Raw genomic sequence first — 20074 nt, 5'->3', positions numbered from 1 at the left:
CCCGACGTCGAGGACCTGTGCTCCCCCCGCACAGGTCCTCGCGTGGCCCGGGAACTGCATCGGCTCCGCCTGGCGGGGCCGAGGATGAACGGGATTTGCAGGACACCGCATGGACATCAGCGCAAGGCCCCCGCAGGCGGCCGCCGCCCCGCCGCTGCTGGAGCTGAAGGGCATCTCGAAGCGCTTCACCGGCGTGCGCGCGCTCGACCATGTCGACCTCGACGTGCGGGCGGGCGAGCTGCATGTGCTGTTCGGCGAGAACGGTGCCGGCAAGTCGACGCTGATCAACGTCATCGCCGGCACCTTCCCGCCGGACGAGGGCAGCTTCCATTTCGACGGCGAGGAGATCCGCCACCTCAGCCCGCAGCGGGCGCGCGCCATCGGCATCAGCCCGGTGTTCCAGGAATTCTCGCTGGTGCCGAGCCTCACCGTGGAGGAGAACCTGTTCCTCGGCCGCGAGGTCTCGACCGGCGGCGTGCTGCGCGCCGGGGCGATGCGCAAGAAGGCGCGCGCTCTCATCGACGAGCTCGGCTTCGACCTCGATCCGGGCAGGCGCGTCGACGACCTCTCCCGCGCCCACCAACAGATGGCGGAGATTGCGAAGGCCCTGCTCGGCAAGGTGCGGCTGCTGATCCTCGACGAACCGACGGCTTCGCTCACCGAACGCGAGACCGGCCGCCTGTTCGAGCTGATCGCCAAGCTGAAGGCGCAGGGCGTCGGCCTCATCTACGTGTCGCATCGCATGCGCGAGATCCGCGCGCTGGCCGACCGGGTGACGGTGCTGCGCGACGGGCGCCATATCCGCACGCTCGACGCGGCGCGCGTCACCGATGGCGAATTGGTCGAGCTGATGACCGGCCGGCGCATCGACGTGCTGTTTCCCACCATCCCGCACGCACCTACCGAGGTCGCGGTTGATGTCGAGGACCTGACGCTGGCCGACGGCTCGGTACAGGAGGTGAATTTCTACGCCCGGTCCGGCGAGATCACCGGCATTGCCGGCCTCGTCGGCTGCGGCAAGTCGGAGTTGGTGCGGGCGATCTACGGCCTTGAGCCGATCGTCGGCGGCACGATGCGGATCGAGGGCACGCCATATGACGCGCCCTCCCCGCGCGAGAGCCTGACGCACGGCGTCGCCTATTTCCCGGCCAACCGGGTGGCGGAAGGCCTCGCCCTCTCGCGGCCCATCCGCGAGAACGCCTCGATGACGGCACTCGACCTGCCGGCCTTCGCCCGCTTCGGCCTGCTGCGGCAGGGCGCCGAGCGGGGCCTGGTCGGCAGGGCGATGGAGCGGCTGAAGCTGCGCCCGCCGAATATCGAGCGGCCGGCCGGCGCGCTCTCCGGCGGCAACCGCCAGAAGGTGATGCTGGGGCGGGCGCTGACCCGCGAACTCAAGGTCTTCCTGTTCGACGAGCCGAGCGTCGGCATCGATGTCGGCGCCAAGCTCGAGGTCTATGAATTCATGAAGCAGCTGGTGGAGGCGGGAGCGGCGGTGATCGTCGTCTCCTCGGAACTGCCGGAAGTACTGGCGCTCTCCAACCGGCTCTACGTGATGCATCACGGCCGTATCGCCACCGAGCTCACCGGCGACGACAAGACCGAGCAGAACGTGCTCGCCTCCTTCTTCAAGGAGCATCTGGCGACGGAGGCGGCATGAACGCGCAAGCCTCCTCGCTCACCGCCCAGCCCGGCGTCACCGCCTCTTATGGCCGCAGCCTGCTCGGGCGCATCGGCTTCCTGCCGGCGCTGCTCATCCTGGTCATCGTCGGTATGTCGGCGGTCGACCCGCAATTCTACGGGCCGATCAACATCCTCAACATCCTGCGTAACGCGGCCTTCCTGACCATCATCGCCTGCGGGCAGGCGCTGGTGATCATCGGCGGCGGCTTCGACCTGTCGGTCGGCGCGGTGGTGGCGCTGGCGAGCGTGGTGACGGCCAAGACCATGGGCGTCATCGCCGCGTCCTTTCCCGGCAACGACGCCCTCATCATCGCCGGAGGACTGGCCGCCGGGCTCGGCAGCGGCGCGGCGGTCGGGCTCGTCAACGGGCTGTGCGTTGCGCGGCTGAAGGTTTCCGGCTTCGTCGTCACCCTCGGCACCATGTCGGCGACCGCCGGCGTCGCGCTGATGATCACCTCGGGGATTCCGGTCTACGGCATGCCGCAGAGCTTCGTGCGCGACTTCGGCCGGGCGCAGTTCTTCGGCCTGCCGACCGCGATCTATGTGGCGCTCATCGTGCTGCTGGTGATGGTGTTCGTGCAGCGCCGCACCCTGTTCGGCCGCTATGTCTATGCCATCGGTGGCAACACCGACGCCGCCATCGTCTCCGGCGTCGGCACGCGGCGGCATCTCGTCGGCACCTATGTGCTCTCCGGCGTGCTGGCGGCGCTCACTGGCATATTGCTGACCGCCCAGGTCGGCTCCGGCCAGGCGAGCTTCGGCGGCGACCGCATGATGCTGCAATCCATCGCTGCCGCTGTCATCGGCGGGGTGAGCCTGCGCGGCGGCGTCGGGCGGGTGGAGATCGTCGCCGTCAGCGCGCTGTTCCTCACCATCCTCGGCAACGCGCTGAACCTGCTGCACATCGATTCACGCCTGCAGCCGGTGTTCCTCGGCATCATCATGGTCGTGGCGGTGGCGCTCGACGAGCTCGGACGGCGGAGGAAGCTGCGTGTCTGACCTCGACCTCGCGTCCCCCGCTGCCGCCGCGCCGGCCGAGCGCCGCGCCACCCTGCTCGCGCTCGCCTGGCAGGCGGCGCTGCCCATCGCCCTCGTCGTGCTGCTGCTCGGCTTCGCCGCGGTCGATTCCGCCGTGCTCACGCCCGGCAACCTCGTGAACATCGTGCAGCAGGCGAGCTATCTCGCCCTGTTCGCCATGGCACAAACGGTGGTGATCCTCACCCGCGGCTTCGACCTCGCGCTCGGCCCTACCGTGTCGATGGTCAGCGTCGGCGCGGCGCTCGCCATGGCGGCCGGCGTCGCCGGCGGGCAGGAGCCCGGCACGGTGCTGCTGATGGGGCTGGCGGCGGGCTTCGCCCTCGGCGCCGCCTGCGGCGTCTTCAACGGCGTCGTCATCGCCTATCTCGGGGTGAGCCCCTTCGTGGCGACGCTCGGCAGTTACAACATCGCCATCGGTGTCGCCACCACCATCTCGTCCGGCAGGCCGGTGCAGGGCGTGCCAGACCTGTTCTCCTGGCTGCTCTACGGCGGCAGCCCGTTCGGCGTGCCGGCGGCGATCGTCATCACCGTCATCGTCGGTATCGCGCTCCACCTCGTGCTGACCCGCACCGTCTATGGCCGGGCGCTCTACATCATCGGCACCAACCCGCGCGCCGCCGCGGTGGCCGGCCTGCCGGTGAAGCGCCTGCTCGTCGCCACCTATGTGCTCTGCTCGTCGCTCGCCGCGCTCGGCGCGCTGATGATGACGGCGCGCACCGGCTCGGGCGAGCCGAACCTCGGCGGTTCGCTGTCGCTGCAGGCCATCGCCGCGGCGGTGGTCGGCGGCACCAGCCTCGCCGGCGGGCGCGGCGGGGTCGGCACGGCGGTGGTCGGGGCGCTGTTCGTCACCATCCTGTCGAACGGCATGAACCTCACCCGCATCGACGGCTATGTGCAGATGGTGGTGCTCGGCGCCATCGTCATCGCCGGCGTTGTGCTCGACCGACTGCGGCTGGAGCGACGCGGATGACGGCCTCCCCCTCCTTCTATGCCGCCTCCTCGCTCCCGGCCGCGCTCGACGCGCTCGCCGAATGCGGTGCGGAAGGCGCGCCACTCGCCGGCGGCACCTGGATCATGCGGGCGCCGATCCGCCACGAGCCGCTGAAGCCCATCTATGTCGGGCTCGGCGGCGTGCCGGAATTGACCCGCATCGAGGAAACCGACGGCGCGCTCGCCATCGGTGCCGGCGTCACCCATTCAGCGCTCGGCGAAGCCATCGCCGGGAGGCCCGAACTGCGCGTGCTCGCGGAGGCCGCCGGCCGCTCGGCCAATCCCGCCATACGCCGGGCAGCGACGCTCGGCGGCAATCTATGCACGGCCGATTTCGCTGCCGCCGACCTCGTGCCGGCGCTGCTCTGCCTGGACGCGGAGGTCGAGATTGCCGCGCGCGGCGGTACCGAACGCCTGCCGCTGGCGGCATTCCTCGACCTACGCCAATCGCTCGAACCCGGCCGCCTGCTGACGCGCGTGCTCGTGCCGCGCTCTGCCGCATTCAGCGCCCATGCCCGGCTGCCACTGCGCAAGGCGGGCGACTACCCGACCGCCATCGTCAGCCTGTCGATCACGCGGGACGCCGCCGGCCGCATCGCGCAGGCACGCATCGCCGTCGGCTCGGTCGAGACGGTGGCCCGCCGCTGGACCCGGCTGGAAGCCGCGCTCGCCGGCGCGCCGCTCGATGCCGAGGCCGCGCACCACATGGCGACCGAACTCGCCGACGAGTTCGTCGGGCGCGACGGCGTCGAGGCGCCGGGCTGGTATCGCGTCAGCGTGCTGCCGGTTCTGGTTCGGCGGGCGGTGATCGCCCTTCACTGATTCCGGCGGGAGGTCATCATGCCCATCGACATGATCGTCAATGGCGAGGCGAAGCAGTCCGCCGCCGATCCGATGACCCCGCTCGTCGATGTACTGCGCGACGAGTTCCACCTCACCGGCGCCAAGCCGGTCTGCCGCGAGGGCTTCTGCGGCGCCTGCACGGTGCTGGTCGACGGCGAGCCGCGGGCCGCCTGCCTCACCCCGGCGGGGCTGGCGCAGGGCCGCGAGATCGGCACCGTCGAGGGCCTCTCGGCCGGCGGACGGCTGAACCCGGTCCAGGCCAGTCTCGTCGAGCACGACGCGGTGCAATGCGGCATGTGCTTTCCCGGCATGGTGGTCACGCTGACGCATTTCCTCGCACAGACGCCGCGCCCGAGCCGTGACCAGGTGCGCGCCGCGCTCACCGGCAATGCCTGCCGCTGCACCGGCTATGAGCGCATCGTTGCGGCGGCGCTCGACGTCGCCGGCGCGTGAAGGGGAGCGCCATGTCCATCACCACGCCCGTCGACGCCGTGATGGAATTCCGCCGCCGCGATGCCGGCGACAAGCTGACCGGCCGTACCCGCTACACCATCGACCGCGGCGCGCCGGGCATGCTGCACGCCGCCGTGCTGCGCGCTGAGGTCGCCTCGGGGCGGCTGGTGAAGCTCGACACCTCGAAGGCGGCCGCCCTGCCCGGCGTGCGCGCCATCGCCACCGCCGCCGATGCGCCCGGGCGCGTCGGCATCGGCATCGCTGACCATGCGCTCTTCGCCCAGGACCGCGTGCGCTATGTCGGGGAGCCGCTCGCCGCGGTCGCCGCCGACACGCTAGAACAGGCGCAAGCGGCGCTGGAGGCGATCGAGGTCGAGATTGCGCCGCTTCCAGCTGTCCTCACCATGCAGGACGCGCTCGCCCCCAACGCCCCGCTCATCCACCCCGAATGGCAGGACTACGAGGTGCTGCTGGAGGGCGGCGCCCGCGCCGGCAATGTCGCCTGGGAAGCGACGGCGGTGCGCGGTGACGTCGACGCCGCCTTCGCCCGGCCGGATGTGAGGATCGTCGAGAGCACCTTCCGCGTCGGCCGGCAGAACCACATGGCCTTCGAGCCGCGCGCGGCGGTGGCGCGCTACGAGGAAGGCCGCTTCCACATCGAGACCTCGACGCAAGTGCCCTGGACGGTGCGCAACGCCACGGCTGGCTTCCTCGGCGTGCCGGCCTCGCAGGTGCGGGTGACGGTGCCGCCGGTGGGCGGCGCCTTCGGGCTGAAGTTCGACATCGCCATCGAGCCCTTCGCCGCGCTGCTGGCGAAGCTCAGCGGCCGGTCGGTGCGGCTGGTCAACTCCCGCGAGGAGGAGATGCTCACCTGCCTGTTCCGCGAGAATGCCGAGATCCGCATCCGCTCGGCGGTGACGCCGGAGGGCGAGATCGCCGGCCGCGAGGCGGTGGTGCTGATGGATTGCGGCGCCTATGGCGGCGAGCAGATCTTCCTCACCACCATGACCGCCCACACGCTGGGCGGCAATTACCGGGTCGGCGCGAGCCGCCTCGTCTCCCGCGCCATCTACACCAACACCGCGCCGAACGGCGCCTTCCGGGCCTGCAACGGCGTCTACAACACCTTCGCGCTGGAGCGACACACCGACGAGATCGCCGCCGCGCTCGGTATGGATCCGCTCGAGTTCCGCCGGCGCAACGTGCTCGGCGACGGCGACCTCGGCGCGACGGGACAGAAATTCGAAGCCGAGGTGCTGCGCCCGATGCTGGAGCGCATGGAGGCCTTGCGCGCCGCTGCTCCGCCTCGCCGGCCGGACGACGGGCGGCTCTACGGGCGCGCGACCACGGTCGGCACCTGGTTCGTCTTCACCGGCCCCTCGGCGGCGACGGTGAACATGAATGCCGACGCCAGCGCCACACTGGTGACCTCCGGCGTCGAGATCGGCTCCGGCTCGATGATGCAGGGCCTGCCGCAGATCGTCGCCGCCACCCTCGGCATTCGGCCGGAGGACGTGGTGGTGCGCCAGGCGGACACCGACGCGGCCGGCTACGACGTCGGCGTCGGCGGCGGCCGGCAGACGGTCTCGCTCGGCGCGGCAAGCCTCCAGGCGGCGCAGGAGGTGCGCGGCAAGCTGCTCGCGGTCGCCGCGCGGATGCTGGACGCATCGCCCGGCGACCTCGTCATGCAGGACGGGCGCATCGAGATCGCGGGGCCCAACGGCGCCGGCTTCTCCATCGCCGAGGTGGCGGCGCGGGCACAGGCGCTGAACGGGCCGGTCGCCGGTACCGGCGCCTCGGCGCGCAAGGGCGTGCCCTCGCTGCCGGGCTGCGCGGTCGGGCATTTCATCGACGCGCTCGACATCCCGGTCTTCGCCGTCCACGACTGCGAGGTCGCCGTCGACCCGGAGACCGGCCATGTCGAGGTGCTCGCCTATCGCGTGGTGCAGGATGTCGGCCGCGCGCTCAACCGCAGCGCCATTGGCGGGCAGATCCAGGGCGGCGTGGTGCAGGGGCTCGGCTATGCGCTGCACGAGGAGGTCTCGATCGATGCGGACGGCCGGATCCGCCAGAACGGCTTCGAGACCTACCGCGTGCCGCTCGCCTCCGACGTGGTGCCGGTGGAGGTCGAGCTCTATGAGGGCGCGCCCTCGCTCGGGCCGTTCGGCATCAAGGGGGCGGGCGAGGTGCCCATCCTCAATGTCGGGGCAAGCGTCGCCTGCGCGGTGGCGAACGCGACGGGCGCGCGCGTGCAGGAACTGCCACTGACCCCACCACGCGTCCTCGCTTTGCTGCTCGGCCGCCAGCCGGAGCTCGCCTTCCCCCACATCCTGCCGGCATGGGACGACAATCTGCTGCGTCCGCACGGCGCGCAGCCATAGTCCCCGAAGCGGAAGGAGCCTCAGCCGGAAGCCGCCACCGGCGCGGAGGCGCCGCGCAGGAACCGCCCCACCCGCACCAGGCTCCTCACCGCGATCCAGCCGATGATGGCGTTCGCCGCGGCGAAGGACGGCAGCGCCAACAGTTCGATGGGCGTACCCGCCCCTTGCTCGACGAGCTTCAGCGCCGCGAGCGGTAGCGCCGAGACACCGAAGGTGTAGGCCCAGGCGCCCGGTCCGAAGGGTTGCCGACGCAGCCACGGCACCAGCCGCAGCAGCACGAGGGCGAGGAAGCAGCCATAGCCGAACAGGCCGAGCGCGAAATGGTCGGCGGTGCCCGGAGTGAGCGAGAGATAGGCGACGCACGCCACCACCGGGGGCGCGAACTCGATGCCGAGCGTCGCGCGCATCTCGGCCGGCAGGCCGTGCTGGAACAGCCGCGTCAGGAACACCGATTCCATCGACAGCCAGGAAAACATGCCGAAGCCGAAGAACATCCAGCCGAGCGTCGGCTGGCCGAAGGTGGCGCAGGCCAGCGCGGAGACGAAGCCGCCGCCGACGGTCGGCAGGTAGAGCACCGGCGTGATCGCAGGCGCCTCGCGCCCGCCCTGCCACAGCCCGCCGACGCTCCACGCCGCGTAGAAGAGCACGCCCCCAGCGCCGCCGATGAACAGCGCCCAGCCGAGCACGGTGACATGCGGGCCGATGCACAGGCTGGCGATCAACGTCGCCACGGGAGCGAGCGCCGCGGCGAGGCCTTGGACGGGATGATCGAGTTCACGCCTGGCTTCAGCCGGATGCAGCAGCCATTTGCCGGCATAGAGCACGGCCCAGAGCAGCCAGAGGCCGAAGGCCGCCACGGCGAACGCCTCGCCGATCACCGGCGTGATGCCCCACAGGCGGTTGACGGCGCGCCAGCCATTGGCGAGCCCGCCAATGCCGAGCACCGAGCCGAAGAATACCGGCCGCATGTGGAGGAAGAGTGATCTCAAGGATGCATCCGCTGCCATGGCGGCATTCAGCTACAGCGAATGCGCACGAATGAATAGCGTTCCTTCGTCGTACCGCATCATCGCGCTCAGGCGACGACAGCGACCGCGACGGCGCCGAGCACGGCCTGCGCGTCACCCGGCTTGAGCCGGATCTGCAATCCGCGCTGGCCGCCATTGACGTAGACCAGCTCATGGGCGAGCGCCGCCGCCTCGATCACCGCCGGCACCCTGCGCATCTGGCCGAACGGGCTGATGCCGCCGACCTTGTAGCCGGAGAGCCGCTCGGCATCGGCGGGCTTCATCATCTGCGCCGACTTTCCCCCGAGCGCGGCGGCCAGCCTCTTCATCGACACCTCGCGGTCGGAGGGCACGATCACGCAGGCCGGCTTGCCGTCGACGAGCGTCATCAGCGTCTTCAGCACGCGCCGCGGCGGCTCGCCCAGCGCCTGCGCCGCCTGCAGGCCGATATGGTCGGCGTCGGGATCGTAGTCATAGGCGTGGACGGTGAAGGCGATTCCCGCCTGCTCCAGCATCTTCGTGGCGCGCGTCACCCTGGACACGGTGATCTCCCCGGAACGCACCGCGGGTGCGGCGAATCCACCTACTGCCATTCCACCTACTGCCATGTGTAACGCTTTGGATACCATGATCGCACTAAACAGGAGGTCCGGCGGGATTTTGCCGCGGGCATGTCGTTCCCGCCGCCGATCTGCCGTTTTGCCTCACTAAGCGAACTGCCATGAACCTGTTGCGCATCGTCCTCATGGCCCTTCTGTCCGCGCTCCTCGCCGGTTGCATCGGCTCGGACTATGACGACCGTGCCGATGTGCCGATCCCGCCCAAGCTGATGCAGCAGATGGCGGCCAAGGGCATGAGCCCCGCCGACCCGATCATGGTGCGCATCTACAAGCGGGAAAGCGAGCTGGAGATCTGGAAGCGCGACCGCTCCGGCCGCTACGCCCTGCTCAAGACCTACCCGATGTGCCGCTGGTCCGGCAGACTCGGCCCGAAGACCCGCGAGGGCGACCGCCAGGCGCCGGAAGGCTTCTACGCGGTGACGCCGGGGCTGATGAATCCGCGCTCGCAATTCTACCTCGCCTTCAACCTGGGCTATCCCAACCAGCTCGAGGAAGCGCTCGGCTATTCCGGCTCGGCGCTGATGGTGCACGGCGCCTGCACCTCCGCCGGCTGCTACGCCATGACCAATGACGGCATCGCCGAGGTCTATGCGGTGGCCCGCGAGGCGCTCGCCGCCGGCCAACCGAGCTTCCAGGTGCAGGCCCTGCCCTTCCGCATGACGCCGGCCAATTTCGCCGAGCACCGCGACGACCCGAACATGGCGTTCTGGCGCAACCTCAAGGAAGGCACCGACCTGTTCGCGGTAACGCGCCAGCCGCCGAACGTGGCAGCCTGCGGCGGGCGCTACCGCTTCACTCCCGGCTCGCAGCCGGGCGAGGCGGCGGCCGACCCGCTGGCGCCCTGCCCGCTGATGATGCCCGATCCGGCGGAAGACGCCGTCGCCGGCAAGCGGGCGCGGGACGATGAGACCATCGCGCTGCTTTCCGCCTCCAGCCCGCCGGTATCCACCGCTTACGTCGATGGCGGCATGCATCCGAGCTTCCGCGAGATCCTGCGCAAGGCCGGCCCCGAGCGGCTCTCGGCCCTGACCTCGGGCAGCAAGATCGAAGTCAGCCGCCCCGAGGCCGCCCTCGCCGACCCCTTCAAGGGTGGCGAAGTCGCCAGCTACGACGGCGACTAGCTGCGCACTACGCCGGCGGGGCTTTCCCCCGGCGCTCGCTTGCGGCAGATAGGGCACCGGGGAAACACCGAGCGGGACGACATGGCCGTACGAACATCGCTGAACGAGATGCTGGCGAGCATCCGCCGCCTGCAACGCCTGCCCTACACCGAAGCGGAACTGACGATAATCCAGAAGGCGACGCCCGCCGTGGCGCCGAAGCTTTCCGCGAAGTTCGAGCCGGCCGACGGCTGCTGCTATCTCGCGGCGCCCGCGCTGCACATGGAGTTCGTGGTGGTGAAGTCGGCGCGGTGGCGCTTTCTCCGCCTGCCGCGCTACACCATCATGATGGGCTTCGAGCACGGCGAGATCTGGGAGCAGGGGCCGGCGGTCAACCGCGTCAAGGCGGTGGCCTATGTCTTCCAGCGCATGGCGCTGACCGACCGCTGGCTGGACGGCGAATACGGCCGGAAGCACTGACGGGTAGCCGCGGCACCACAGTACCGAATAAAGCGCTGCGCGACTTTACCGTGCAATTGCTTTCGCCCGAACGGAAAGCGATAGAGTCGCGTGCGGCGGCGATCATGCGGCCGCACCATCCGGGGGCACTTCCATGTTTGCCGTGCGACTGACGCTCGCCGTCCTCGCCTGCTCGCTTCTTGCCGCGCCGTCCTTCGCCAAGGACCGCCGCGTCGATGTGGTCAACAAGACCGGCTACACCATGACCAGCTTCTATGCCTCCTCCGTCGACGAGGAGAGCTGGGAAGAGGACATGCTGGCCAACGACACGCTGGAAGACGGCGAGACGCTCGAAGCCAACATCGACGACGGCACCGACGCCTGCATCTACGATTTTCGCGCCGACTTCTCGGACGGCAGCAAGGTCGTGAAACGCAAGGTGAATGTGTGCGAGGTCGCCACCTTCACCTTCCTGCCGTGAACTAGCCGATCCGCGCCGACGGCGGGCGGCCTTCGACCAGCAGCAGGTCGCTCTCGTCCTTGAGGCTCACGCCCGTGAGACGCCGTGCGAGCGCCTCCTTGAGCAGCCAGGCGAGCTTGAAGGCGGCATGGGCGTGCGAGAGTCCCTCGCCACGCACGTTCGAGATGCAGTTGCGCTCGGCGTCGGAGCGGCCGACGCGCGGGGCGAAGGTGAGATAGAGGCCGAGGCTGTCCGGCGAGGACAGGCCCGGCCGCTCGCCGATCAGCACCACCACGGCGGAGGCCTGCATCAGCTCGCCCACCTCGTCGCCGAGCGCCACGCGCGCCTGACTGGCCACCGCCACCGGCCCGACGCTCCAGCCGGTCTCCCCGATGCGCGCCTTGAACTCGGCGAGGAACGGCACCGCCTGTGCGTGGATAGCGGTGGAGGATAGTCCGTCCGCCACCACGATGGCGAGGTCGAAAGGCCCGCCCGCCCTCTCCCGCAGCAGCACGCGGCTCTCATCCGCCAGGCGCCGGCCAAGGTCCGGGCGCCGCAGATAGGCGTCGCGCGCCGAGGCAGCGGAAGCGATCTCGACCGTCTCGAAGCCGAGCGCTGCGATCTCGCCGGCCATGCGGGCAGAATCGAAGGGCGTATGCACCGCGTCGCGCGCCTGCGCATGGGCGAGCGCAAAGCGCAGCACCTCGCGCGTCGGCAGGCCGGTTCCCGCCCGGCCGAGCGCGATGCGCGCCGGGGTGATGCCGGCGAGCTTCTGCCAGGCGTCCTCGATCACATAGTCGACCGCTTGGGCATTCGTGTCGTTCGCCGGCTCGCTCATGCCGCGAGCCCCGCGGCAGCGGCGAGCAGCGGGTGATTGCCGCGCTGGGTCTTCAGCCTTCCGTCCGGCCCGGTGATGCCCATGTTCTCAAGCCACGCCTCGAACTCGGGCGCCCGCTTCAGGCCGAGCACCTCGCGCAGGTAGAGCTGGTCGTGGAAGGACGTCGACTGGTAGTTCAGCATCACGTCGTCCGAGCCGGGAATGCCCATGATGTAGGTCACGCCCGCCGCCCCGAGCAGCGTCATCAGCGTGTCCATGTCGTCCTGGTCGGCCTCGGCGTGGTTGGTGTAGCAGACGTCGCAGCCGAGCGGCACGCCCATCAGCTTGCCGCAGAAATGGTCCTCCAGCCCGGCGCGGATGATCTGCTTGCCGTCATAGAGATATTCCGGCCCGATGAAGCCGACGACGGTGTTGACCAGCAGCGGCTGATAAGGCCGCGCCACTGCATAGGCCCGCGCCTCCAGCGTCTGCTGGTCGACGCCGTGATGGGCGTTGGCCGAGAGCGCCGAGCCCTGCCCGGTCTCGAAATACATCACGTTGTCGCCCAGCGTGCCGCGCTTGAGCGACAGCGCCGCCTCGCGCCCCTCCTTCAGCGTCGCCAGCGAGATGCCGAAGGAAGCGTTGGCGGCTTCCGTCCCCGCGATGGACTGGAAGACGAGGTCGACCGGCACGCCGCGATTGATCACCTCGGTCGAGGTGGTGACATGCGTGAGCACGCAGGCCTGCGTCGGAATGTCGAAGCGCTGGATGATGCCGTCGGTGAGCTTCAAGAGTTCGCTCAGCACCGGGATGCTGTCGGAAGCCGGGTTAATGCCGATCACCGCGTCGCCGCAGCCATAGAGCAGGCCGTCGAGGATGGAAGCGGTGATGCCCGCCGGATCGTCGGTCGGGTGGTTCGGCTGCAGCCGCACCGCCATGGTGCCGGGCAGGCCAATGGTGTTGCGGAACTTGGTCACCACGCGGCACTTCTTCGCCACCGCGATCAGGTCCTGATTGCGCATCAGCTTGGAGACGGCGGCGGCCATCTCCGGCGAGATGCCCGGCGCCAGCGCCGCCAGCGCCTCGCTGGTGGCGGCCGCCGAGAGCAGGAAGTCGCGGAAGTCGCCCACGTTCATATGCGACACCGGCCGGAAGGCGGTGGCGTCATGGGTGTCGATGATCAGCCGCGTGACCTCGTCGCGCTCATAGGGAACCAGCGCCTCTGTAAGGAAGGCCGACAGCGGCACCTCGGCGAGGCACATGCGGGCGGCGACGTTCTCCTCGGCCGAGGCGGCGGCGATGCCGGCCAGCATGTCGCCGGAGCGTAGCGGCGTCGCCTTGGCCATCAGCTCGCGCAGATCGGCGAACACATAGCTCTGCGGCCCGACGACATGACGATACGGCATGGCTTTCCACCTTGCGGCGGCGCCACTGCTCATTTCGGCGCCATGGCGAAAATGTACCCCGCCCGCCCGGCGCAGGAAAGCGCGACTTCCGCCTGAAGTGTGCTGGCGTATGGCATGCCAGTCTGGACGAAGCGCCGCGCGCCGGCTAAAGGCGCGGCAAGCGCAGCGGGAGAGACGCCATGGCCACCTTCATCCTCATCCACGGCTCCTGGCATTGGGGCGGCTGCTTCCAGAAGGTGGCGAACATCCTCGGCGCCGCCGGCCATGCGGTGATCGCGCCGGACCTCGCCAGCCATGGCTTCGACCCGACCCCGACCGCCGCCGTCACCGACATTTCCATCTATGCCGCGCCGGTGCGCGCGGCGCTGGAGGAGATCGACGGCAAGGCGATCCTCGTCGGCCATTCGGTCGGCGGGGCGACCTGCACCTGGCTCGGCGAGGAGATGGCCGAGCGCGTCGCGGCGCTGGTCTATCTCACCGGCTTCATGGCGCCGAACGGCAAGACCGCCCGCGATTTCGTCATGACCCCGGCCTATCTGAAGGACCCGGCCATTATCGAGAGCCAGGGCATGCTGCGGCTCGGCAAGGAGGGGCTGGGCCTCGACCTGACGAAGCGCGACCTCATCGCCGGCTCGCTCTATTCCGGCTGCTCCGCGCACGACATCGACCGCGCCTTTCCCAATCTCGTGCGTGTCACTCCGCACGCGCCCTTCACGGCGGTCTCGGCCATCACCCCGCACCGCTTCGGCCGGCTGCCGCGCCACTACATCGAGTGCCTGGAGGATCGCGGCCTGCCGCTCGCCGTTCAGCGCCTGATGCAGGAGGCGGTGCCCGGCGCGCGGGTGCATCAGCTGGCCACCGGCCATTCACCCTTCCTGAGCGCACCGGAGGACGTCGCCGACATCCTGCTCAAGGTCGCCGGTTGGCACGGCTGAGCCCGCCGCGCCACAGTTCGAACTTCCTCGCCCCATGCGACGAAGGAAAGGCATCAGGCCCCTCCCCGGCGCTGTCCGGGGCGGCTAGGCTGGCTCACTTCCGGAAAGCATGAGGCCAAGAATGTCCAGCAACGAAAAGCTCGAGAAACTGCGGGCGAAATATGCCGGCATCGGCGGCGGCGTGGTCTACGACCCGACCTTCAAGCGCGTCGCCGAGCTGCAGTTCAAGGATGGCGAGAAGCGCGTCTGGCCGTGGGCGAATGCCGCGACCCTGCTCGACGCTCCCTACCGCCCCGACGCGCCGGAGCTGGCGGACTTCGGCGGGCTCGAGGTCGCGCTGATCGGCGTGCCGATGGACCTCGGCGTCACCAACCGCGCCGGCGCCCGCCTCGGCCCGCGCGCGGTGCGCGCCATCGAGCGCATCGGCCCCTATGAGCATGTGCTCGGCATGGTGCCGGCGGCGGAGGTGCGCGTCGCGGATATCGGCGACATGCCGTTCCGCTCGCGCTTCAGCCTCGATAGCTGCCACGAGGACATCGAGACCTTCTACAAGAAGGTGGTAGCAGCAGGCGTCATCCCGCTCTCGGTCGGCGGCGACCACTCCATCACCGGCTCTATCCTCAAGGCGGTGGGCGAGAAGCGGCCGGTCGGCATGCTGCACATCGACGCCCATTGCGACACGTCGGGCACCTATGAGGGCGCGAAGTTCCACCATGGCGGGCCGTTCCGCAACGCGGTGCTGGACGGCGTGCTCGATCCCGAGCGCACCATCCAGATCGGCATCCGCGGCGGCGCCGAATTCCTGTGGGAGTTCTCCTATGAGAGCGGCATGACGGTGATCCACGCCGAGGAGGTCACCGGCACGGGCGTGCCGGCGATCATCGAGAAGGCCAAGCAGGTGCTGGGCGACGGGCCGGTCTATGTCTCCTTCGACGTCGACAGCCTCGATCCCGCCTTCGCGCCGGGCACCGGCACGCCGGAGATCGGCGGGCTGACCTCGCGCGAGGTGCTGGAGATGCTGCGCGGCCTCAACGGGCTCGATGTGATCGGTGGCGACGTGGTCGAGGTCGCCCCGCAATATGACGCCACCTCCAACACCGCTCACGCCGCCGCGCAGGTGCTGTTCGAGATCTTCTGCATGTCTGTGACGGCGCTGAAGGCGCGGCGGGGCGGCTGATGCGCATCGCGCTCCTGCAGACGGCGGGCGATCCTCAGAATCGCCCCGCCGCCAATCTCGACCGGCTGGAGGAGGCGGCCGCCCGCGCGGCCGCCGGCGGCGCGCGCCTGCTGGTGGCGCCGGAAATGTTCCTGTCCGGCTACAACATCGGCGCGCAAGCGGCTGCTCTGGTTGCGGAAAATGCGAACGGCCCCAGCGCCGCCCGCGTGGCGGACATCGCCCAGCGGCACGGCATCGCGATCTGCTACGGCTATCCCGAGCGTGGGGCGGACGGAGCTATCTACAACTCCGCCCTGCTCATCGACCGCACCGGTGCGACGCTCTTGAACTTCCGCAAGACGCACCTCTTCGGCGACCTCGACCGGGCGATGTTCGCGCCCGGCCCCGGCACGGCGGAGTTGGCCGAGCTCGACGGCTACAAGGTGGGAATCCTCATCTGCTACGATGTCGAATTCCCGGAAGCGGTGCGGGCTCTGGCGCTCGGCGACGCCGATCTCGTGATCGTGCCGACCGCCAACATGAAGCCCTATGACGCGGTATCGCTCTTCGTGGTGCCGGCCCGCGCCTTCGAGAGCGAGCTCTATGTCGCCTACGCCAATCGCTGCGGCAGCGAGGGTGATCTCGACTATATGGGCCTCAGCTGCGTCGGCGACCCGAACGGCGGCAACCTCGTGCTCGCCGGCGATGGCGAGGAGCTGGTCTTCGCCGATCTCGATTCCGAGAGGCTGAAGCAGGCCCGCGTGCTCAACACCCATATGCGCGACCGCCGGCCGGAGGTGTATGGGCGGAGCCGTTAGGCGTCATCCCGGTCGAAGGCGAAGCGAAGAGCCGGGATCGCTCCCCATTCTGCACGCATCCCGGATCGGCCTTTCGGCCGTCCGGGATGACGATGTTTTGGAGAAACGCCGACCCCATTCATTCCCTCATGCCCGGGCTTGACCCGGGCACCCAGTGACCGGGAGCACCAAGTCCCTTGGGTCCGCGGGTCGAGGTCGCGGATGAGGGAAACGAAAAAGCGCCGGGCATTGCCCGGCGCTTTCATTCCTCTCTTCAAAGACTTCAATGCGCGTGCGATTCGCGGCCCGCGGGCGCCGCCGCCACGCTCTCCGCCTCGACCGCCGAGCGGGCGATGAAGCGCGAGCGCACCGGCTTCAGCACGAACAGCGCGAGGAAGGCCGCCGCCGCGTTCAGGCCGACCGCGATGGCGAACACCGCGTACCAGCCATAGGCCGCCGCCACGATGGAGGCGAGCGGCACTAGGAGGGCTGCCGTGCCCTTGGCGGTGTAGAGCATGCCGGCATTGGTCGCCGCGAACTTCGAACCGAAAGTGTCGCCGCAGGTCGCCGGGAACAGCGAATAGATCTCGCCGAACACGCCGAAGAAGAAGGCGGTCGCGACCACGAACACTACCGGGTTCGAGCCGTGATAGACCATCAGCAGCAGCATCGCCGCGGCCGTGCCGAAGGCGATGAACATGGTGTTCTCGCGCCCGATCCGGTCGGAGACGTAGCCGAAGATCGGCCGGCCGAAGCCGTCGAAGATGCGGTCGAGCGAGATCGCCAGCGTCAGCGCCGCGCCGGAGATGCCGAGAATGCTCACCGGCGTGTTGGCGACGCCGAGGTCGTGGGCGATCGGTCCGATCTGCGCCGCCGCCATCAGGCCACCCGAAGCGACCATGACGAACATGAGGTAGAGCAGCCAGAACACCGGCTTGGTCACCGTCTGCGAGGGCTGGTAGTCGACCTTGCTCTGCGGCAGGCCGGTCACCTTCTTCGGCGGGGCGATCTTGACCTTCGGCGGGTAGAGGAACTGCGCGGCGATGAGCACCACGATGCCCTGGCCGATGCCGAACCAGAAGAATGCCGACTGATAGCCCGACGTGGCGATCATGTTGGCGATCGGCACCACGGTGAGCGCCGCGCCGGCGCCGAAGCCCGCGGCGGTGGCGCCCGCGGCAAGACCGCGGCGATAGAGGAACCATTTCAGCGCGTTGCCGACGCAGGTGCCATAGACCGAGCCGGCGCCGATGCCGCCGAACACCGCGCCGGCATAGAGCATGGCGAGCGAGGAAGCGTAGGAGTTGATCACCCAGGCCAGCGCGATCATCACCGCGCCGAAGGTGAGCACGATGCGCGGGCCGTAGCGGTCGACGAACCACGCCTCGACCGGCACCAGCCAGGTCTCGGTCAGCACGAAGATGGTGAAGGCGGTCTGGATCGCCGCGCGGCCCCAGCCATGGGCCTGATCGATGGGATCGACGAACAGGGTCCAGCCATATTGGAGATTGGCGATCATCGCCATGCAGAGAATGCCGCAGCCGAGCTGGAACCAGGGTTCCCAGGGGCGCGTGGCCGTTGCTGCGGGGCGGGCAGTATTGGTCGCTTCCATTGACGTTTCCTCGACCTGATTTCCACCGCACAGCTCTTCTTGGCTGCTTCGAGTGTCACGCGCCGCGCCTTTCGGCACGGCGGCGGGGCATGGCGAAATGCGGAGGTCCGGCCGACGGTGAGGTCTCTCACCGATCCGTTACTTACCGAAGGTCACGAAATGACGCTCGGTAAAGCATCCGATTAGTCGACATGCGTCATTTACTGACGAATGACAGATAACATCTACCGATATGGATGCAACATGAATTATACCAACGTATGTTTACCTAAAGCCAATAGATATTGGCTGACGTATATGGTGAATATTGCTTGATACAAATGAATATAGTTTCCGACCATTGACCGCGCTCGACTCGACTTCACGCAAAGGACGAAGGCGTCGAAGGGGAGTCTTTGCCGCCGCATGCCCCAGCGGCGCACGACCGGAGAATTTCGCGGACCAGCGTCCAGGCCGAATTTCCGGCCTCCGCCGCGCGGGAACGGACGCAGATGCGCTGCGTCATCCGCAGCGTCACACGCTCCGCTCGACTTGGGCGGCATTCGCCACAGGGCGGAACCCCGCCCCGCTTTCGGCGTTCCCTTACCACTGGCCGGCGCGTCCCGGCCCGCAAGAAGGGGAGAATCCATGAACCGATCCATCCTCACCGTGGTCGTGGTGGTGCTTGCCGTGGTCGCCGCCGTCCTCGCCTATCAGGCCTATGAGCGCGAGCAGAACTCGCTCCAGATCGAGGTCGGGCCGAACGGGCTGAAGGTCGATCCGCCGGGCTGACGAAGGCCCCATTCCCGGGTCTGATTTGCACGCGGGTCCGAAAGTCTCAGGCAAAGCCGCTGCAATTCCTGGCTCGAGGCTCTAAAAGGACCTCCAAAATCCGCCGGTCCGTCCCGCCGCCGCCTGCGCATCGCGTCACCCGGCGCCACGGACGGACCGCCGTTCTGGAGTCCCCGATGTCGTCCACCCTCGCCGCCGCCCCTGCCGGCGCCCCAGCCAACGCCACCGTCGCCAATCCGCGCTCGCGCGTCATCCTCGCCAGCCTGATCGGCACCACCATCGAGTTCTACGATTTTTACGTCTACGCCACCGCCGCGGTGCTGGTGTTCCCGCATCTGTTCTTCCCGCCGGGCAACGACACGGCGGCGCTGCTCGCCTCCTTCGCCGTGTTCGGCGCGGCGATGGTGGCGCGCCCGCTCGGCGCGATCTTCTTCGGCCATCTCGGGGACCGGCGCGGGCGCAAGGTGACGCTGGTCGGCGCGCTGCTCACCATGGGTATCGCGACTTTCCTCGTCGGCGTGCTGCCGACTTATCCGCAGGTCGGCTGGCTGGCGCCGGGGCTCCTGGTGATCATGCGCATCGCGCAGGGATTCGCGCTCGGCGGCGAATGGAGCGGTGCGGCGCTGGTGGCGACCGAGAACGCGCCCGCCGGCAAGCGCGCCGTCTACGGCACCTTCCCGCAGCTCGGCGCGCCGCTCGGCTTCATCCTCGCCAACGGCCTGTTCCTCGCCATCGCCGCGCTCATGCCGTCGGAGGACCCTTCGCGCCCGTCCGACGCCTTCCTGAGCTGGGGCTGGCGCATCCCCTTCCTGTTTTCCATCGTCATGGTCGCCGTCGGCCTGTGGGTGCGGCTCAACCTCGTCGAGAGCGCCGCCTTCGAGAAGACGGTGAAGGCCGGCAAGGTGCAGAAGCTGCCGCTGGCTTCGGTGTTCCGCGGCCATTGGCGCGAGCTGGTGCTCGGCACCTTCTACATGCTCGCGACCTATGTGCTGTTCTACCTGATGACCACCTTCTCGCTGAGCTATGGCCGCGCCGGCGTGAACGCCGCGCTGCCGGGGCTCGGCTACGACTACACGACCTTTGTGCTGATGATGATCATCGGCGTAGTGTTCTTCGGTATCTTCACCATGGTCTCCGGCCCGTGGGCGGACCGCTGGGGCCGCCGGCGCACGCTGATCGCGGTGACGCTTGCCATCATCGCCTTCGGGCTTCTGTGGGTGCCGATGCTCTCGGCCGGCCCGGTGGGCGTCATGGCCTGGCTGATCCTCGGCTTCAGCCTGATGGGCATGACATTCGGCCCGATGGGCGCGCTGCTGCCGGAGCTGTTCCCGGCCAATCTGCGCTACACGGGCTCCGGCATCTCCTACAACGTCTCCTCCATCCTCGGGGCGGCAGTGGCGCCGTTCATCGCGGTGGCGCTGTGGGCGTGGGGCGGCGGCTCGCCGTTCTGGGTTGGCGTGTATCTGTCCGCCATGGCGGTGCTGACGCTGATCGCGCTCATCCTCGGCAGCGAGACCCGCGACGTCGACATCGAGGCGTGAGGGGGACG

19 protein-coding genes are annotated in these 20074 nt (G+C 69.0%); 14 read left to right on the top strand and 5 right to left on the bottom strand.

Annotation, left to right across the window (positions count from 1 at the left end; all coding sequences use genetic code 11):
• Positions 1-109: 109 nt before the first annotated feature.
• Genes SNOV_RS07815 through SNOV_RS07790 form a run of 6 tightly spaced genes read left to right on the top strand, consistent with a single transcriptional unit; the run spans position 110 to position 7385 of the window.
• The gene (locus SNOV_RS07815; RefSeq protein WP_013166378.1) at positions 110-1657 is read left to right on the top strand and encodes a sugar ABC transporter ATP-binding protein; all 1548 of its coding nucleotides are present in this window, start codon (positions 110-112) and stop codon (positions 1655-1657) included.
• Positions 1654-2679, top strand: coding sequence for an ABC transporter permease (locus tag SNOV_RS07810; RefSeq protein WP_013166377.1), 1026 nt, complete (start codon positions 1654-1656; stop codon positions 2677-2679). Before SNOV_RS07815 ends, SNOV_RS07810 begins: the two co-directional genes overlap by 4 nt.
• Positions 2672-3688, top strand: coding sequence for an ABC transporter permease (locus SNOV_RS07805; protein ID WP_013166376.1), 1017 nt, complete (start codon positions 2672-2674; stop codon positions 3686-3688). The genes SNOV_RS07810 and SNOV_RS07805 overlap by 8 nt, the downstream gene beginning before the upstream one ends.
• Complete coding sequence (locus SNOV_RS07800; protein ID WP_013166375.1) at positions 3685-4530, top strand: FAD binding domain-containing protein; 846 nt, start codon at positions 3685-3687, stop codon at positions 4528-4530. Before SNOV_RS07805 ends, SNOV_RS07800 begins: the two co-directional genes overlap by 4 nt.
• Before the next feature lie 18 nt (positions 4531-4548).
• Positions 4549-5004 (top strand): (2Fe-2S)-binding protein, encoded by a 456-nt coding sequence (locus SNOV_RS07795; RefSeq protein WP_013166374.1) that lies wholly within the window; start codon positions 4549-4551, stop codon positions 5002-5004.
• An 11-nt stretch (positions 5005-5015) separates the two neighbouring features.
• The gene (locus tag SNOV_RS07790) at positions 5016-7385 is read left to right on the top strand and encodes a xanthine dehydrogenase family protein molybdopterin-binding subunit (RefSeq protein WP_013166373.1); all 2370 of its coding nucleotides are present in this window, start codon (positions 5016-5018) and stop codon (positions 7383-7385) included.
• Positions 7386-7405: 20 nt separating this feature from the next.
• On the opposite strand, the gene SNOV_RS07785 is transcribed toward SNOV_RS07790, so the two are convergent.
• Together SNOV_RS07785 and ybaK are read right to left on the bottom strand one after the other, a co-directional pair.
• A complete protein-coding gene (locus SNOV_RS07785) occupies positions 7406-8374 on the bottom strand; it encodes a TDT family transporter (protein WP_335328981.1) in 969 nt (322 codons plus the stop codon).
• A gap of 86 nt (positions 8375-8460) precedes the next feature.
• A complete protein-coding gene (gene ybaK / locus SNOV_RS07780) occupies positions 8461-8934 on the bottom strand; it encodes a Cys-tRNA(Pro) deacylase (protein WP_013166371.1) in 474 nt (157 codons plus the stop codon).
• 179 nt (positions 8935-9113) lie between these two features.
• On the opposite strand from ybaK, the gene SNOV_RS07775 reads away from it, so the two are divergent.
• From SNOV_RS07775 to SNOV_RS07765, 3 genes are all read left to right on the top strand, one after another.
• Positions 9114-10133: a L,D-transpeptidase family protein gene (locus SNOV_RS07775; RefSeq protein ID WP_013166370.1), complete on the top strand. Its 1020-nt coding sequence runs from the start codon at positions 9114-9116 to the stop codon at positions 10131-10133.
• 81 nt (positions 10134-10214) lie between these two features.
• Positions 10215-10592 carry a hypothetical protein gene (locus SNOV_RS07770; protein WP_013166369.1) on the top strand — a complete coding sequence of 126 codons (378 nt, stop codon included), beginning with the start codon at positions 10215-10217 and terminating at the stop codon, positions 10590-10592.
• A 133-nt stretch (positions 10593-10725) separates the two neighbouring features.
• Complete coding sequence (locus SNOV_RS07765) at positions 10726-11052, top strand: hypothetical protein (protein WP_013166368.1); 327 nt, start codon at positions 10726-10728, stop codon at positions 11050-11052.
• 1 nt (position 11053) lies between these two features.
• Here the strand turns inward: SNOV_RS07765 and eutC are convergent, their stop codons facing one another.
• Together eutC and SNOV_RS07755 are read right to left on the bottom strand one after the other, a co-directional pair.
• Positions 11054-11869 carry an ethanolamine ammonia-lyase subunit EutC gene (gene eutC, locus SNOV_RS07760; RefSeq protein ID WP_013166367.1) on the bottom strand — a complete coding sequence of 272 codons (816 nt, stop codon included), beginning with the start codon at positions 11867-11869 and terminating at the stop codon, positions 11054-11056.
• Positions 11866-13254 (bottom strand): ethanolamine ammonia-lyase subunit EutB, encoded by a 1389-nt coding sequence (locus SNOV_RS07755; RefSeq protein ID WP_013166366.1) that lies wholly within the window; start codon positions 13252-13254, stop codon positions 11866-11868. The genes eutC and SNOV_RS07755 overlap by 4 nt, the downstream gene beginning before the upstream one ends.
• Before the next feature lie 179 nt (positions 13255-13433).
• On the opposite strand from SNOV_RS07755, the gene SNOV_RS07750 reads away from it, so the two are divergent.
• From SNOV_RS07750 to SNOV_RS07740, 3 genes are all read left to right on the top strand, one after another.
• A complete protein-coding gene (locus SNOV_RS07750) occupies positions 13434-14189 on the top strand; it encodes an alpha/beta fold hydrolase (protein ID WP_013166365.1) in 756 nt (251 codons plus the stop codon).
• Positions 14190-14310: 121 nt separating this feature from the next.
• Complete coding sequence (speB, locus tag SNOV_RS07745) at positions 14311-15366, top strand: agmatinase (protein ID WP_013166364.1); 1056 nt, start codon at positions 14311-14313, stop codon at positions 15364-15366.
• Complete coding sequence (locus SNOV_RS07740; RefSeq protein ID WP_013166363.1) at positions 15366-16163, top strand: carbon-nitrogen hydrolase family protein; 798 nt, start codon at positions 15366-15368, stop codon at positions 16161-16163. Before speB ends, SNOV_RS07740 begins: the two co-directional genes overlap by 1 nt.
• 262 nt (positions 16164-16425) lie before the next feature.
• On the opposite strand, the gene oxlT is transcribed toward SNOV_RS07740, so the two are convergent.
• Positions 16426-17754, bottom strand: coding sequence for an oxalate/formate MFS antiporter (oxlT, locus tag SNOV_RS07735; RefSeq protein WP_013166362.1), 1329 nt, complete (start codon positions 17752-17754; stop codon positions 16426-16428).
• Positions 17755-18381: 627 nt separating this feature from the next.
• Here oxlT and SNOV_RS23770 point away from each other — a divergent pair.
• Positions 18382-18525: a hypothetical protein gene (locus SNOV_RS23770; protein WP_013166361.1), complete on the top strand. Its 144-nt coding sequence runs from the start codon at positions 18382-18384 to the stop codon at positions 18523-18525.
• A 176-nt stretch (positions 18526-18701) separates the two neighbouring features.
• Entirely contained in the window at positions 18702-20066 is a 1365-nt protein-coding gene (locus SNOV_RS07730) for an MFS transporter (protein ID WP_013166360.1), read from the top strand.
• Positions 20067-20074: the final 8 nt, after the last annotated feature.

The organism is Ancylobacter novellus DSM 506 (assembly GCF_000092925.1).
Lineage (GTDB): Bacteria > Pseudomonadota > Alphaproteobacteria > Rhizobiales > Xanthobacteraceae > Ancylobacter > Ancylobacter novellus.
This window is presented reverse-complemented; position numbering and strand designations above follow the sequence as displayed.